This is a genomic window from Thermanaerosceptrum fracticalcis, from assembly GCF_000746025.2.
GTDB classification, from domain to species: Bacteria; Bacillota; Peptococcia; order DRI-13; family DRI-13; genus Thermanaerosceptrum; species Thermanaerosceptrum fracticalcis.
Genome location: NZ_CP045798.1, coordinates 18,631 through 33,332, shown reverse-complemented (window position 1 = coordinate 33,332; position 14,702 = coordinate 18,631). Strand labels below are relative to the sequence as shown.

Below are 14,702 nucleotides of genomic sequence, written 5' to 3'. Positions count from 1 at the left end.
TTTTTGTCCTGATGGACAAGTTATACACTCATGTTGAATTCCGAATATTAGGGAGGTAAATCAACATGAGAGACCAAAAGAAAGCTGAGGCTATTGCCACACAAAGAGTACAACTGCTATCCCCGCTTCTGACTGAAGGGTTGGATCCTGCCAAAGCCAGACAGATTAAAGAGCAAATCTGTGAGCAGGCAGGAATTTCTGAACGTACTCTGCGGAGATATCTGGCAGAGTACAAGGCACATGGCTTTGCCGGACTTAAACCCAAAGGAAAAGCTCAGAGCAGAACCGAAGAAGCCATTCCCCTACATATCTTGGAACAGGCCATCTTGCTCCGAAGAGAGGTTCCCAAGCGCAGTGTGGCCCAAATCATCCAGATTCTAGAATGGGAAGGCCTTGCCCAGCCGGGACAAATCAAGCGCAGTACACTGCAGGAGAAGCTAGCCGAACGCGGATACAGCGCCAGGCATATGCAGATGTATATGAGTACCGGTGTTGCTACTCGGCGGTATCAGCAGAAGTATCGTAACAAGCTTTGGCATTCCGACATTAAGTATGGACCCTACTTGCCTATTGGTGTAGATGGCGCCAAGAAGCAGGTATTCTTAGTAACCTTTGTGGATGATGCTACTCGACTTGTTCTTCACGGGCAGTTTTATCCAACATTGGATCAGGTGATTGTTGAGGATTGTTTTCGCCAGGCTATCCAAAAATATGGAGTGCCGGAGGCAGTATTCTTCGACAATGGGAAACAGTACCGGACAAAATGGATGGGGCGAGCTTGTGCCAAGATGGGCATCAGGCTGCTATTTGCCAGGCCCTTCGCGCCAGAATCGACTGGAAAGGTAGAAAGATTCAACCGGGTGGTTGATGCCTTTCTTAGTGAAGCCGCCTTGGAGAAACCACAAACATTAGATAAACTCAATGAGTTGTTCTGGGTCTGGTTAGAGGAATGCTATCAAAACAAGCCTCATTCTGCCCTGGAGGGCAACGCCAGTCCAGCCAGCGCCTATCGTAGCGACAAGAAAGCCCTCAAATTTCTGGACCCGGAAACAATAGCCATCGCCTTTCTTCATTGTGAAGAACGCAAAGTTGACAAGGCCGGATGTATCAGCTTCCAGGGCAGAAAGTATGAAGTGGGGCTTAGTTTCATCGGGTGTACTGTGGATGTCATTTATGACCCCGCAGACATTACTGAACTTACCATTGAGTATGAAGGTCATACCCCTTGGAAAGCCAGGGAACTTGTTATCGGAGAAAGGGTTGAGCAACGACCGAAGTTGCCTGAACATCTAGGGATAAAACCAGCAGAATCCTTAAGACTCTTAACTGCAGCTCTTGAGAAGAACCAGCAACGAATTGAACGACAGGCTCCTGCCGTTTCCTACAGGGCTGTAAGAAAGGCAGGGGACTAAGATGTTTGAGTCTTTTTACGGTTTATCTCAAACTCCCTTTTCACGGGATATTCCAACGGACCAATTGTATCAGTCACTCATGCTGGAAGAGACGTTAGGCCGGCTGGAATATGCCGCAAAGCGTCAGTTGTTCGCTGTTGTTACCGGTGACTGTGGAACCGGCAAGACTACTACTATCCGTCGATTCAGGGATTCCTTAGACCCGGCTAAATTCATGGTGCTGTACCTGGCGGATTCCAAGCTGACACCCAGACATTTCTACAAGGGTCTCTTGGAGCAGCTAGGCTGTGAATCCAAATTTTATCGTGGCGACGCCAAACGCCAACTGCACCGGGAAATCGAGCTTATGCGGGGTATCCAGCATCTTCAGCCTGTTGTCATCGTAGATGAAGCACATCTTCTGGACCGGGAGATGCTGGAGGAAGTCAGATTTCTTCTTAACTTTAAAATGGATGCCCAAAGTCCTATGGCTCTGATCCTCGTTGGTCAGAGTGAACTCTGGGAAAAGTTCAAGCTTCAAGCCTACGCCGCCATCCGCCAGCGTATCGATCTCCAGTGTAAACTGCCACATTTGGATAGAGCCCAGACAGGCGACTATGTGAAACGGCATCTTACTTACGCCGGTTCAGATCATGATATCTTTTCAGATGGCGCCTTGGATGAGATATTCCGATTCTCCAGTGGTGTACCCAGGCTGATAAACAAACTCTGTACTCACTGCCTCTTATATGGGGCACAGAATGGCCGCCGGATCATCGATGACCACATGGTTAAGCTGGTTATTCAGGGTGAATTGTCATGAAGCAGCGGTGGTGCAAGATGACATATAACTACGAACAAGACCGCTGGATAGTCGATACGGGAGATTACAGCTATGGACTTCGTTGTGGAGAAGTTTTTGATTTGTTAATCGGTTCAACTAGTATTCCTTGCCGCATAGAGTACGATCATCAGTGGTATGTGATTATGCCGGGAGCCCGCTTCAATTTGCGGATCAGGAATTCGTACAAGGTGGAAATATAACGGCATCCGGGAAGGTGGCGATAAAGTCGTCTCACCTTCTCGGCCACTGGCCAAATTGTCCGTCATAAACTGGACACCATATACTGGCAGTTACAGGACATTATGAAGTGTCAGTAACACCAAAAACCATTATAAAAAGAACTAAAACACAGATGAATTTTTTCATAATTAAGCTTACTCCCTTCGAAAAATCTATTTGTTACTGTTTAAAATGGCTAGTCTGATAATCACCACCCCCAGAAAAAACTTTTAGCCCACTGGATTCACCATGCCTTCCTAAATTCACTCCCTTCACTTCCTACTTTAGTGCAAAAATTTAGGACTGTCTTATAACCTCGTCTATAAAGTGCCATTACCCGTCCCAAAAGGGAATTTGCCTGTCTGAAAGTGTAGCAGCATAGTAATGATAAAAATTAGGATAGGGGGCGGCAATTAGCCGCCGACCCTCCTACAAAACCGTACAAGTCGGCCTGGATACGGCGGTTCGCCAGAATTAGCGTGCTTCGAGTACCTTTGTGTCAGGCTTAACAAACCAAGGCTAGCAAGATACTCATTGGTTTAGGTGCGTTTCAAGATAGGACTATTGGAGATTCTCCAGTAGCCTTTTCTTGTGTTGGCGTATTCCCATGCTTTACTGCTGTCAATTCATTGTCCATCATTAAGTATTTACATAAAAAAACTGCCGACATTTACTTTGTCGACAGTCTGATGTGCGTGTCTCCCATATACGGCATCAGTATACCCATCTTGGTTAACGTCGTATCTCACTATAACAAACTTACCAAAGTTAGGATCAATTGAGGTATTAATATATTCAACTACACTATGAGCAAGGGGATATACATTTGTTCCTGTCTTAGCGCTAAAATCTACTCCTCCATGCGGTGAGGATGATAGGGGCCTGGGGTTGTTGTATTTACTTGTTACGCCAGGATATAACTGGTTGTTTGAACTATCCCTGAAAGGAGAATATAAGTACCAGGTACCGTAATACTGTCCTGTATACCTAAACTTCTCAGAGTAGTCAGCAGAATACCCATATGCTGATACTGTCGTGAAAATCAATAATAGGGGCAAGATAAGAGATATAATTGTTTGTTTACGCATTCTCCTTCACCTCCCATTATTTCGTAGTGTAGAGTTGTCCTCCAGCTGAGAAGACAACTTTCCCGGCCGACCATGACGGTACTACGCCGTCGTCAAATTTCAGACCATCGGGGGCATCCAAGGTCTGGAGATTAAGTGTATTGCAATCTAGAATAATTAGCTTTGTGTTAGCAGAAAAGTCCTGTACAAGGAAAGCGACCTTATCAGTTGTCTCATCCCAGCCATAGAAAGCATTGTTTTTATACCCAGCAGGTACATCGAGCTTAACAGATTTATTCTCTTTAAGATTAAATAAATATTGTTCCGGTTGAACAATACTGTCCTTTACATATTGGAACATAATATATTGGCCAGAGGGCGAATATCCCGTTACCATAACCCAGTCGGCTATCAGAACTTGTTGCTGTGAAGAAGCAGTGTTAACTTTTCTGAGATCACCTTTTGAGCCTATAAATATAAATTCTTCATCATTAAACCAGGTTACTGGGATTATATCTTCTTCTATTATTTTTTTTGTGGCGGAACCAGAAATATCTGTTACCCATAAAGCAGACCTAGGATTATCAGGATATCCTTCTCTATTGGAAGTAAACGCTATCTTATCTTCCGAAGGTGATAGTTTAGGATTACCTGCCCAATAGAGAATCAGGGTATCGGTATCCTTACCCTGTTTGGCAAGTTCCGCCTTGCGTTCATACAATTTGGTTTGGCTAATGCTGCCTACAGTATCCGGTTGGATGTTAATAGGTTCTAAGTCATCAACATTTGCGACCCATAGACTACCCATGGAGTTATCAGTAAATACAACCTTGTTCTTGCCTATTGTAAGATCTAAGGGGCCACCTTCAGCACCTGGACGGATAGAAAGAACCTTCCCATCTTTTATAAATTTCACCAATTCAAAAGTCTGTTCAGATTCTTTTCCTTTGTTAATTGTTATACTCTTGCGTTCAGTCTGAACCTCCTGAAGTTTATTCTCATGTAGAATGTATCCTCCTGTTATAGTCCTACTCCCCGAACCTTTCTCGGAAACTATGACCTCGCCAGGTGCTCCCCTCAAACCTTTGCCGAATATCTTTTCAAAAAAACCTTGCGCATTTGCTTGATAAAATGCAGTTGGTAGTAATATGGACAACGTTAATACAAGAATAAGATGCTTTCTTTTCATCCTATCCCCACCTTTCAAACAATACTGTTTACATAATTAATTATACGTGAAGCAATTAACTAAATCATAGAACTGCCTCCCCCTCTCCTTTACAAAAAATTTATATAAAATCACCTCCCTTTATTTACTAAATAAATAAGGACTGAAATACACTCAGGTAAGGGTCTGGATGTTCAAACCAACTTATGTCATTTAACGACATCCAATAAATTCCGGAAAAATTCTTTCAGCCCACTGGATTCACCCCCTTTCCTAAATTCACTCCTTGGCTGCCGAATATTTCCCCTGGAAGTAAAAATCTCTGAAGGTCTTGAAGTATCAGGGTCACTGAAAGATCAATGGCCAGTTTCCCCTCGATATATTCCCTTAAATACTATACCATTTGAATTTCAGTTCCTTGTTCAACATCTTATTCCTTACCTTTCTAGTATCCTTCCGGGTTCGTTTTTACCGCAGTAACGTAACCGCTGCCCTTAATACACAGGTTGCCCTAGACTGTGACTAGGGCTGGTGCAACTGCCTGTCGCACAGAAAAGGCCCCCTGGGATCCCCCAGGGGGCCTTTTCTTTCAGACCGCTTTACCGGCTTACTCCACCATAAGTTATTCGTTGAGGTAATCTATAGCGTATTGAGCATAGAGGGCAACCCCAATCTCCAGGGCGTCCTCGTCAATGTTAAACCTCTCGTGATGATGAGGGTAATCAGCCTGTTTCTGGGAGTTGCCCGCGCCCAGGAAAGCCAGTACGCCCGGAGCTTTTTCCAGGAAGAAAGCAAAGTCTTCGCCGCCCGTTGCCTTCTCCATACTGACAACACCCTCCCTGCCTAGGAGTTTTTCCACCGTACCGGCAGCTCTTCTTGAACCATTTTCGTCATTTATATTAGGAGGAGTGCTGAAAGTATATTCCAGCTCTGCTTCGGCCCGATAGCTGGCAGCTGTGTTTTTTGCAACCCTCTCGATCATGGCAGGGAAACCTTCTCTGATTTCTTTGTTAAAGCATCTGGTGCTTCCTTCCAGGACCGCCTCACTGGCGATAACATTAAACCTGGTCCCGGCTTTAAATACACCTACACTAACCACGGCAGATTCAAGGGGACTGATCTCCCTGCTCACAAGGCTTTGCAAGTTCATCACGACGGCTGAGGCGGCCACCACAGCGTCCACGCCCTGGTGAGGCATAGAGCCGTGCCCGCCTTTGCCCTTGACCGTAATTTTAAATAGGTCTGTAGCCGCCAACCTGGGGCCAGGATCAACGGATACTTTCCCAGACTGAAGGCCTGACCAGAGGTGCATGCCAAATACCTCATCCACGCCATCCATGACACCTTCAGCTACCATCATCTGAGCTCCCTGAGCCAGTTCCTCGGCAGGCTGGAACAAAAGTTTTACTTTACCGTTGAAAGTGCTTTTTAGCTCATTCAGTATTTTGGCAGCTCCCAGCAGCATGGCTGTGTGACCATCATGACCGCAGCCGTGCATATATCCTTCATTCACAGACTTATAGTCAATGTCGTTTTTTTCGCACAGTTCAAGGGCATCCATGTCTGCCCTGAGGGCAATGGTCCTTCCCGGGCCTGCCCCCTCAATTATCCCTACAACTCCCGTACCCGCAACACTGAAACACGGTATACCCATTTTCTCAAGTTCTTCTTTAACCCTCCGGGCCGTCCTGAATTCTTTCAAACTGGGCTCGGGATGTTTGTGGAATTCTCTTCTCATCTCAATGACATACTGCTTGTATTTGTTTGCCAGTATCTTAGTTTGCAATTTGTTCACTTCTTTCTCTTTGGTATTGTTTTTTATCTCAGAATATTACTACAAAAGTTTAACAAAGAAACCGGCAATAATAACGGAAGTGATGGTGACCGTTACAAAACCTCCAACCAGCATTTTGGGAAGCATCTGGTTCAATGTATAATGATATTCCTCTTCATTGCCCGATACGGATTTAATGGCCTCAATGGTTAAGATATAGTCGGCCGGGAAGCCGTAGAGAGCGGTCATGGCAACAGACAATGCCATCTCCTTTGTTTCTCCCAGAAGTTTTCCTACCAGGATTGACATAATGGCCATACCAATCATGCCTATAATAATCAGCCCAAAAAGAGGAAGGGCAATCTGGGCCAGCATTGCAGGCGTAGCTTCTGCCAGGTTGGCAAAGATAAAGGCCATCAATCCCGTCATCAGGAACCCAAAGGCATTGGCTTTATTCAGGGCCTGCTCTTCCAATAATCCTATTTCCCGGCCTATTACACCGAAAAGGAGGCAGAGCACAAACTCATTCACATGGATGAGGGGCGCAACCTGGGAAGCCAACCAGGCCACAATACCCAGCTTGGCAAGAATGATATATGGCGTCTGGTATTTTTCAGGGAGGGGCGGAATAATCCTGAACCTGCTTTGTTTGACGGCAGCCATGGCCCCAAGTGACCTGGGCTCCGGCTTAATCACAACTTTCCCGCTTCTCACCAGGTCAACCAGCCTTTTTCCCTCTTTTTTGAGGAGCCAGGCCGTAATGGGATAGCCAAAAAATCCTTGCATGATATAAACAGATGTGGCCAGAACAGCTATGGTGGTGAGACCTTTGGCTTTAGCCGCACCGGTCATGAGTATGGATGCAACCACGCCACCGGTCAAGGGAGGGGTTGCTGCCACCACAGCTTCCCAGCCAAACAGAGCATTGCCAAGGGTAAGGGCCAGCAAACAGATACCCGCATTACCCGCAAGACCGATTAGGACCGTCCGCCACTGTCTTAAAAGTTCGCTAACACTCATCAGGGTACCCATATGAGTTATTAATAAATACATAAACAAGAATACTACTGGTTTGGCAAAGGAACCCTGGGTAATAATATCGGGCGGGAGAAAGGTCCAGAAACCCAGGAGGAATAAAACGGCAGACACAAAAACTGAGGGAACGAATGCTTTTGTTTTGGCAGAGATAACTTCTCCCACCGTAAGAATAATCAGGATAATACTGAAGGCCGCAATTACACTTAACTTCACTAAATACACCTCTTTTTCTGATAGAGTAGTTTATATGTTAACCTGGCGAAATCACCAGGATTATCACATTAATTATCAATTATCTCAGCAATATCCAGTACCGTGTGTAATAGAACTTCTATGCCTTTCTGAATTTCTCTATAATCTGTCCATTCTTCGGGACAGTGGCTCCGGCCTCCTTTGCTGGGGACAAAAACCAGGCCGGCATCTGTAATCCCAGCCATGACCATAGCGTCATGCCCGGCTCCGCTCAACATTTCCCTCCAGGCAATACCTTTTTTTTCGCAGTATTTCCCCATGATATCCCTGATGCCCTGTGATAATTCCACTGGCTCAACTTTGAGCAAGTCTTCCATTTCGTATCTCACTTTGGTGCCTGCCGTAACTGTTTCCAAACTCATTTGAATTTGCCGGCCCACCCAGTCTATGCAACTGGAATCTTTAGACCTGATATCAACAGTAAACACCACTTCCGACGGCACAATATTGGCTGCCCCAGGTTTTACATTCAGGATTCCCACTGTGACCACTGTGCCCTGCCCTGCTTCCCGGGCCAAGCCGCTGATCCTGCTAATTACCTTGGAGGCCGCATCAAGGGGGTCTGCCCTCATATCCATGGGAGTAGTCCCGGCATGGTCCGGCCTGCCCTTTAGTTTTACCCTGAACTCGTGAATACCCACTATGTAATGAACAATACCTACCTCTTCACCGTTTTTTTCGAGAACAGGTCCCTGCTCAATGTGCAGCTCAAGAAATGCCTTTATTTTGTTCTTATCTCTCCTGGCCGTTTCAATTCTTTCCGGGTTAAGACCGAAATCTTTCATGGCTTCAAACATGGAGATACCATTCTCATCCCTGTTTTGCATGAGTTGCTCTTTGGTTACTTTCCCGGCCATGGCCTTGCTTCCGTACAGCCCTTGGCCAAACCTTCCCCCTTCTTCTTCAATCATGGCCACAACTTCCACGGGGTACCTGGTCTTGATGTTGTTTTCCATGATTACCCTGGCTATCTCCAAGCCCGCGACAACACCCGCTGGTCCGTCAAAATTGCCCCCATTTCTAACAGAATCAAAATGGGACCCAACCATCACCACGGGCCCATCCTTAAGCTCACCTTCAATTCTCCCAAATAAGTTGCCTGCAGCATCTTCATAAACCTGGATGCCCAGGCTTCTCATTTCCCTGGTAAGATACCCCCGGGTCTTTTGATCCTCTTCTGTCAGTGACAGCCTGGTCATTCCTTCCCCCGGCGTGGCCGTAAACTTAGTCAGTTCCTCAAGGTCTTGTTTTATTCTCTCAAGATTGGTCTTCATTTTTCATGCACTCCCGGACATGGCTGCTCTATATATATCTATATACATAAGAGCAATCATATTTTGCATAAGTATTACTATTTATTGATATTATTCAGTCTATCAGGTAGACTTTAATTAATCTATGTTTTTAACAACGAATATTTATCATTATCTTTGTTGTTTTTAACAACTATACAATAAGGTGGTTAATATGAGTGAAATTTACACACAAAACCAGAATAAAGTCGAAAGGCTGGAGGCACTGCTTAAACTCTCGGAACTTCTAAATTCAGCCCAGGACACCAGTTATATCCTTAACGCATTGCTCGCGGAATGCCTGAAATATATCAAGGGAGGTGACGCAGGCATTATTTTTCTTTATAACGAAGAAGAACAACTGCTTGAAGTACGTTCCTATGTAGGGTTTGACAGTGAAGTCGAGAAAGTAAAGCTTAAACCTGATGAGTCCATGACCGGTATCACCTTTACCAGCAGGAAGCCTCTGCTCTTCAGCAGTTACGAGGAGGTTCAACGAGCAGTCGCTACTATGGAAAAGGCTAACAGGGAAATCATTAAAAACACATACGAAAATCTTTTTCCCAGAATACACAGCACTATCTGCTGTCCTCTGATTTTCAGGGAAAAGTGCCTAGGCGTCATCGTCGTGGACAACTTCAAAAAAGAAAGCCCCTTGAATGAAGACGACCTGGAATTTCTCCGGGTCATTTCTATCCAGGCGGCTATCGCGGTCAATAACGCTCTCAATTATGAAAAAGAGATTCAGAACAATAGAAATTTACAGAGGTATAACAAAATAATCGAAAAACAGCGGAACGAGTTTGAATACTCGGCAGTCCTGCACAATAAACTGACAACAATGGTCCTAGAAGGCTGTTCCGCGCAGGACATCATTCACGAGCTTTCCGTACTCATAGACAGGGATATAATTATTTTGGACCTTTTCTTTAACATCAGAAATTATGTGCTTGAAAGAAGCGTACCCCTAAAAATATTAAAAAGAAACAGGGCCAGCATTTCCCAGAAACTCAGCAATTTGAGCAGTACAGTATATAAAATTCCCGAAACAGATTACAACCTCTTTCTCAACCCGATTGTGGTCAGTAAAGATACCCTGGGCTGGCTGGGCGTAATAAGCAGAAACCCTCTTACATCGGAGAAGGACAAAATAACCCTGGAAAGAGGCTCAACCATCCTGGCCCTGGAACTGCTAAAAATCAACGAAATTCAGGAAATAGAACAAAAACTCAAAGGCGATTTCCTGGATAACCTGATTCTCAGCTACGATTACAGCTATGTGGGAAAACTGTGCAGGCAGTACGGCTACAATACGGAAAAAGAGCACCAGATCATGGTTTTGCAACTCATGAACACTTCTATGAAAAAAAAAGACGGCAATCTTTACAATCCGGAGTTTATTTACTGCCAGAAAAGGTTAAACGAGTACTTATCAAGAGCCTTGCTCACTTGTTTTCCCAATACCATTTCCATCATTAAAGGCCACAACATTATCTTCATCCTGGAATTAAACAAAATAACCCTTTCCAACCTGACTAAAAAATCCCTGGAAAAAATACTATTCAACGACCAGGTAAAATCTATCTTGCCCAGGAGTCACAAAACCATCTCAGCAGGGATAAGCGATGGTTTCGCAGATATTGCAAGCTTTAAAAACAGTTATAACAATGCCATGCAGGCCCTTAAAATCGGCAGCCAGCTTTATCAAGGCGAATTTATCGTTTTTTATGAGGAACTGGAAATAAAAAAAATCCTCCTCAACAACCCCCCTGAAGTACTCCGGGATTTTGTGGAGAAGACTCTGGGTAATCTATTGAATTATTCCAACGCCTCACGCAACGAGTTCCTGGTTACACTCCTTACCTATATCAAGAGTAACGGTAACTGGTCCTTTACCAAGGAAAAACTAAACATCCACGGGAACACCCTGAGCTACAGGTTGAAAAGAATCGAAGAAATACTGGGCTTAGACCTGGAAGACTATAACCACCGGCTGAAAGTTCAACTGGCCCTGGAGATGATGGAAATTATGTAACACAACCATATGTTATAATCCACCCACCAGATGATAATACCATATCTTTTGTTTGCCGCTGGGGACTAACGTGGAAATACCAGTCTTTCGGCAAATTTAAAACCTTCGGCTACACCAATTTGCTGAAGCATTTTGACTGATCAGTCATTGATGGAATACTGGACAGCAGTTCTCATGGAGACTAGTCCTCTATAGCGCTTGTCATAGTTCTTGGGAGCCCCCACTTCCTCGTTGTTGCGATAAGCTTCCGGATAATCATCATTGACTGTAGCCGGAGAATAACCTTTTTTCTAAAGCGGGTGCGAAAACAACGATGGGTTTAATGGCCGATCCCGGCTGGCGTAATGCCTGTGTCGCCCGGTCAAAACTCCTTTTCCCCTCCTGGTTCCTCCCACCTACCAGTCCTTTGATTTAGCCTGTACGGTGATCAATCACCACCATGGCCGATTGTATTATTTCATTATTCTCACCTTTGGGAAAATGAAGCGGGTTAGTATAAACCTCCTCCATTTTCTTTTGCACTTTTGTATCTAAAGTTGTATAAATCTTGTAACCGGCGGGAGAAAAGCGCCCAAAATATTCGGAAGTTATCACGATTTTTCTACCCATATGAACTCTCCTCTATTGTTTCAAGGATTCTGCCAGTACTTCGGCAATATCCCGCACCTGGACAAAATCCTGTTGTTCTTTGGTTTTCACGCCGTCCCCCAGCATGGTCAGGCAGAAGGGACAGGCGGTACATATCATTTCACTCCTGGTGGACAGGGCTTCCTCAGTGCGCAGCATATTGATTTTCTGGCCATGTTCTTCCAGCCACATGCGGCCTCCGCCGCCGCCGCAGCAAAAACTGGTTTCCAAATGGCGGGGCATTTCTACTACCCGGACACCGGGCACAGCCTGTAAAACCTGCCGGGGCTCCCGGTACAGGCCGTTATAACGCCCCAGATAGCAGGAATCATGGTAGGTAATGCTCTTTAATTCACCTTGCTCAAAAACCAGTCTTCCCTTAGCAATAAGCTGGGCCAGAAATTCGCTGTGATGTAAGACACGGTATTTGCCGCCCAAGTGGGGATACTCATGTTTCAAGGTGTTGTAGCAGTGAGGACACTGGGTCACGATGGTTTTCACACCCAGGACATTAAGGTTCTCAATATTCTCCATGGCCAGCATCTGGTACAGGTATTCATTGCCCAAACGACGGGCCAAATCACCGCAGCATTTTTCCTGGTTACCCAGGACCACGAAGTCCACTCCTGCCGCCTGGAACAGCTTAACAAGAGCCAAGCTTACCTTTTTATTTCGCTCATCAAAGGCCCCCGAACAGCCCGGCCAGTAAAGTATCGTCTCATCCCCGATTTCCCCATCCTCAGCCAGTTTAACCTCCAGCCCTTCCAGCCAGTTTGTCCTGGCAGCCCAGCCCAATCCCCAGGGATTGCCGTTGTTCTCCAGGTTACGGAAGGTAAGCTGCAGTTCACCGGGCATTTCGCCTTCTGTCATCACCAGATAACGCCGCATATCTACAATCTTCTGGACATGTTCGATGGAGGCCGGGCATTGTTCCTGGCAGGAAAGACAGGTGGTACAGAACCAGTTGGTCTCCGGAGTAATTCTTTCATTAAACAGGCTGCCACTTTCCTGGGCAGCGGCCGCTTCCGGTAAAGCCTTTCCAGTCCCGGATCCTACTGTTCCTCGGCAATTATACAGTTCGGCCTTCAGGTCCTGGGTCAAGGCTTTAGGAGAAAGGGGCTTGCCCGAAAGATAAGCAGGACAGTTATCCTGGCAGCGTCCGCAGCGCACACAAGCTTCCGTATCAAACAACTGCTTCCAGGTGAAATCCCTGATTCTGCCTACTCCAAAACTTTCAGCTTCCTCATCTTCCAGATCCAGTTTAGAAAGGGCAATCCCCGACTGGGGATCAACCAGGAACTGGTTGGCGGGAATCAAAAGGATGTGGAAAAGCTTGGAGTAGGGTAAATAAGCAATAAAGCCCATGGAAAGGAGCATATGGAACCACCACAGCCAGCTGTGGGCAGTTTTTAGGGATTCCATACTTAAACTGCGCCAGGGCAACCCGAAGATCAACCCTACAGGCGACCAGGCCTGCCAGGGGTCCTGGGTAGCCACCATACGCAATCCTTCTAAAAGAAAGCCTGTGATCACAACTACAAACAAGATAGCCAGAACAAGTGCATCATCTGCCCTATTATCCAGGCGGTCGGGCTTTAAGAAATATCTGCGGTAAAAAGCCATCCCCAGGCCTACCAGGACCAGCAGGCCAAAAAGATCTGTCAGCAAAGAGAAAAGCAAATAGAAATTGCCGTACAGGACTTGCCAGCCCAAATCAGCCTGGAGCCCCACAATTAAAGTGCCAATGAATAAGATAAGAAAACCATAGAAAATAAAACCATGCATTAAACCCGGGAAGGTTTCACGGAAAATCTTTTTATGAAGCAGAGTCCCCATTAGGACCTGCACAATTCTCTGAGCGTAATTGTTAAGCCGTGCCTCGGGTTTACCCATGCGCCATAGAGTATAGTGCCGGTACAGCCCGTAGAAGAAAATACCTAAAACTACGACAAATACGCCATACATTAATAAATGACCGTCAATGTTCCAGTACAGTTCCCTGGTAGGTACCATGCTTATCCCCCCTTTACCAGGCTAATACTAAATTTTCATGTACTGGGCAGTCGTCCCATCAAAAACCAGTTCACCATGTTGGTTGGTGCAGTAGGTACGAAGAATAACCCGTTTCTTTTCTACGTTCTTTTCAATGACTTCCGCGACGGCCGTAATGGTATCGCCAAAACGCACCGGATAGGGTCAGATTAAGTTTGTTTGAGCCTCGCTCCGATAGGAAACGTTTATTTTAGTACAGGAATTATGAAATTGATTCGCATAAACATAAAATAGAAATAGAACAAAATTTCTAATACCAGGCACGCCATAAATAGTGTATAATTAATAACAATTACTAATTTTAGGTGATCGTTATGTTCCACAAGGACTATATCAAAGAGCTACTCATCAATAAAGACTTTTATGCCCTGGCTGTCTTAGCCGGAAAAAATACGGCGGTATTCAAACACCTGATACAACATCTCTATAATCCCGAGGAGCCCCTGCGCTGGACGGCTTTAGAGGCCTTGGGCTTTTTAGTGGAAAAAGTTCCGGAAATAAAGCCCGAGTACTACCGCAACCTGCTGCGCCGCTTTTTGTGGGCTATGAATGATGAAAGCGGCAATGTTCCCTGGGGTGCTCCTGAGGCTATGGGTGTTATCATTGCCGCCCATCCCCAAAAATATGGAGACCTTACACCCATGTTAATTACAACAGCTTTAGAGAACCCCATCCTCCACCCAGGTTTGCTCTGGGCCGTGGCAATCATTGCAGAAAAAGACCAATCCCTCATCGACCCGTTTTTACCTGACCTGCTGCCCCTTCTCTCCTCCCCAAACCCTGTGGTACAGGGTTATGCCCTCTGGTTTTTCAAGGGATGGGGTATCCCCATACCTCCGGAAGTGAGAGAAACCTGCCTGAAGAAAGAAGAAAAGATCACTATCTTCTGGCATGGGACCTTTCATACCCACACACTGGCGGATTTAGCCCGATAGAAAAGAAG

At 45.6% G+C, this 14,702-nt stretch carries 13 protein-coding genes and 1 pseudogene; 5 read left to right on the top strand and 9 right to left on the bottom strand.

What is annotated here, in order from left to right; translation table 11 throughout:
* Nucleotides 1-65: 65 nt before the first annotated feature.
* The 3 genes from BR63_RS00200 to BR63_RS00190 are packed head-to-tail and all read left to right on the top strand — an operon-like array spanning nt 66 to nt 2,435.
* Nucleotides 66-1,412: a DDE-type integrase/transposase/recombinase gene (locus BR63_RS00200; RefSeq protein ID WP_187142773.1), complete on the top strand. Its 1,347-nt coding sequence runs from the start codon at nt 66-68 to the stop codon at nt 1,410-1,412.
* A 1-nt stretch (nt 1,413) separates the two neighbouring features.
* Nucleotides 1,414-2,214, top strand: coding sequence for an ExeA family protein (locus BR63_RS00195; protein WP_187142771.1), 801 nt, complete (start codon nt 1,414-1,416; stop codon nt 2,212-2,214).
* On the top strand, nt 2,211-2,435 hold the full coding sequence (locus BR63_RS00190; protein ID WP_034425982.1) for a DUF5348 domain-containing protein: 225 nt from the start codon (nt 2,211-2,213) through the stop codon (nt 2,433-2,435). Before BR63_RS00195 ends, BR63_RS00190 begins: the two co-directional genes overlap by 4 nt.
* 561 nt (nt 2,436-2,996) lie before the next feature.
* Here the strand turns inward: BR63_RS00190 and BR63_RS19905 are convergent.
* From BR63_RS19905 to BR63_RS00165, 6 genes and pseudogenes are all read right to left on the bottom strand, one after another.
* A pseudogene (locus BR63_RS19905) lies at nt 2,997-3,080 on the bottom strand (group II intron maturase-specific domain-containing protein); the annotation flags it as partial.
* Between the two features lie 21 nt (nt 3,081-3,101).
* Complete coding sequence (locus BR63_RS00185) at nt 3,102-3,542, bottom strand: M23 family metallopeptidase (protein WP_034424487.1); 441 nt, start codon at nt 3,540-3,542, stop codon at nt 3,102-3,104.
* A gap of 16 nt (nt 3,543-3,558) precedes the next feature.
* On the bottom strand, nt 3,559-4,710 hold the full coding sequence (locus BR63_RS00180) for a TolB-like translocation protein (RefSeq protein WP_034424485.1): 1,152 nt from the start codon (nt 4,708-4,710) through the stop codon (nt 3,559-3,561).
* Between the two features lie 601 nt (nt 4,711-5,311).
* Nucleotides 5,312-6,475: a M20 family metallopeptidase gene (locus BR63_RS00175; protein ID WP_034424496.1), complete on the bottom strand. Its 1,164-nt coding sequence runs from the start codon at nt 6,473-6,475 to the stop codon at nt 5,312-5,314.
* Between the two features lie 48 nt (nt 6,476-6,523).
* Nucleotides 6,524-7,714 (bottom strand): hypothetical protein, encoded by a 1,191-nt coding sequence (locus BR63_RS00170; RefSeq protein ID WP_034424483.1) that lies wholly within the window; start codon nt 7,712-7,714, stop codon nt 6,524-6,526.
* Nucleotides 7,715-7,782: 68 nt separating this feature from the next.
* On the bottom strand, nt 7,783-9,027 hold the full coding sequence (locus tag BR63_RS00165) for a Zn-dependent hydrolase (protein ID WP_034424481.1): 1,245 nt from the start codon (nt 9,025-9,027) through the stop codon (nt 7,783-7,785).
* Between the two features lie 193 nt (nt 9,028-9,220).
* On the opposite strand from BR63_RS00165, the gene BR63_RS00160 reads away from it, so the two are divergent.
* Nucleotides 9,221-11,080: a helix-turn-helix domain-containing protein gene (locus BR63_RS00160; RefSeq protein WP_034424479.1), complete on the top strand. Its 1,860-nt coding sequence runs from the start codon at nt 9,221-9,223 to the stop codon at nt 11,078-11,080.
* A gap of 411 nt (nt 11,081-11,491) precedes the next feature.
* Here the strand turns inward: BR63_RS00160 and BR63_RS00155 are convergent, their stop codons facing one another.
* Genes BR63_RS00155 through BR63_RS00145 form a run of 3 tightly spaced genes read right to left on the bottom strand, consistent with a single transcriptional unit; the run spans nt 11,492 to nt 13,894 of the window.
* Nucleotides 11,492-11,689: a hypothetical protein gene (locus tag BR63_RS00155; protein WP_034424478.1), complete on the bottom strand. Its 198-nt coding sequence runs from the start codon at nt 11,687-11,689 to the stop codon at nt 11,492-11,494.
* 12 nt (nt 11,690-11,701) lie between these two features.
* Complete coding sequence (locus BR63_RS00150; protein ID WP_034424476.1) at nt 11,702-13,720, bottom strand: heterodisulfide reductase-related iron-sulfur binding cluster; 2,019 nt, start codon at nt 13,718-13,720, stop codon at nt 11,702-11,704.
* 27 nt (nt 13,721-13,747) lie between these two features.
* Entirely contained in the window at nt 13,748-13,894 is a 147-nt protein-coding gene (locus tag BR63_RS00145) for a hotdog family protein (RefSeq protein WP_153802152.1), read from the bottom strand.
* Between the two features lie 179 nt (nt 13,895-14,073).
* Between BR63_RS00145 and BR63_RS00140 the strand changes: the two genes are divergently transcribed.
* Nucleotides 14,074-14,694, top strand: a complete 621-nt coding sequence (locus tag BR63_RS00140; RefSeq protein WP_034424474.1) for a DVU0298 family protein — start codon at nt 14,074-14,076, stop codon at nt 14,692-14,694.
* Nucleotides 14,695-14,702: the final 8 nt, after the last annotated feature.

Coding starts and splice junctions, on each gene's coding strand:
- BR63_RS00140 (WP_034424474.1), top strand. CDS start 14,074: ATGTTCCACAAGGACTATATCAAAGAGCTACTCATCAATAAAGACTTT.
- BR63_RS00190 (WP_034425982.1), top strand. CDS start 2,211: ATGAAGCAGCGGTGGTGCAAGATGACATATAACTACGAACAAGACCGC.
- BR63_RS00185 (WP_034424487.1), bottom strand. CDS start 3,542: ATGCGTAAACAAACAATTATATCTCTTATCTTGCCCCTATTATTGATT.
- BR63_RS00195 (WP_187142771.1), top strand. CDS start 1,414: ATGTTTGAGTCTTTTTACGGTTTATCTCAAACTCCCTTTTCACGGGAT.
- BR63_RS00155 (WP_034424478.1), bottom strand. CDS start 11,689: ATGGGTAGAAAAATCGTGATAACTTCCGAATATTTTGGGCGCTTTTCT.
- BR63_RS00160 (WP_034424479.1), top strand. CDS start 9,221: ATGAGTGAAATTTACACACAAAACCAGAATAAAGTCGAAAGGCTGGAG.
- BR63_RS00200 (WP_187142773.1), top strand. CDS start 66: ATGAGAGACCAAAAGAAAGCTGAGGCTATTGCCACACAAAGAGTACAA.
- BR63_RS00180 (WP_034424485.1), bottom strand. CDS start 4,710: ATGAAAAGAAAGCATCTTATTCTTGTATTAACGTTGTCCATATTACTA.
- BR63_RS00165 (WP_034424481.1), bottom strand. CDS start 9,027: ATGAAGACCAATCTTGAGAGAATAAAACAAGACCTTGAGGAACTGACT.
- BR63_RS00150 (WP_034424476.1), bottom strand. CDS start 13,720: ATGGTACCTACCAGGGAACTGTACTGGAACATTGACGGTCATTTATTA.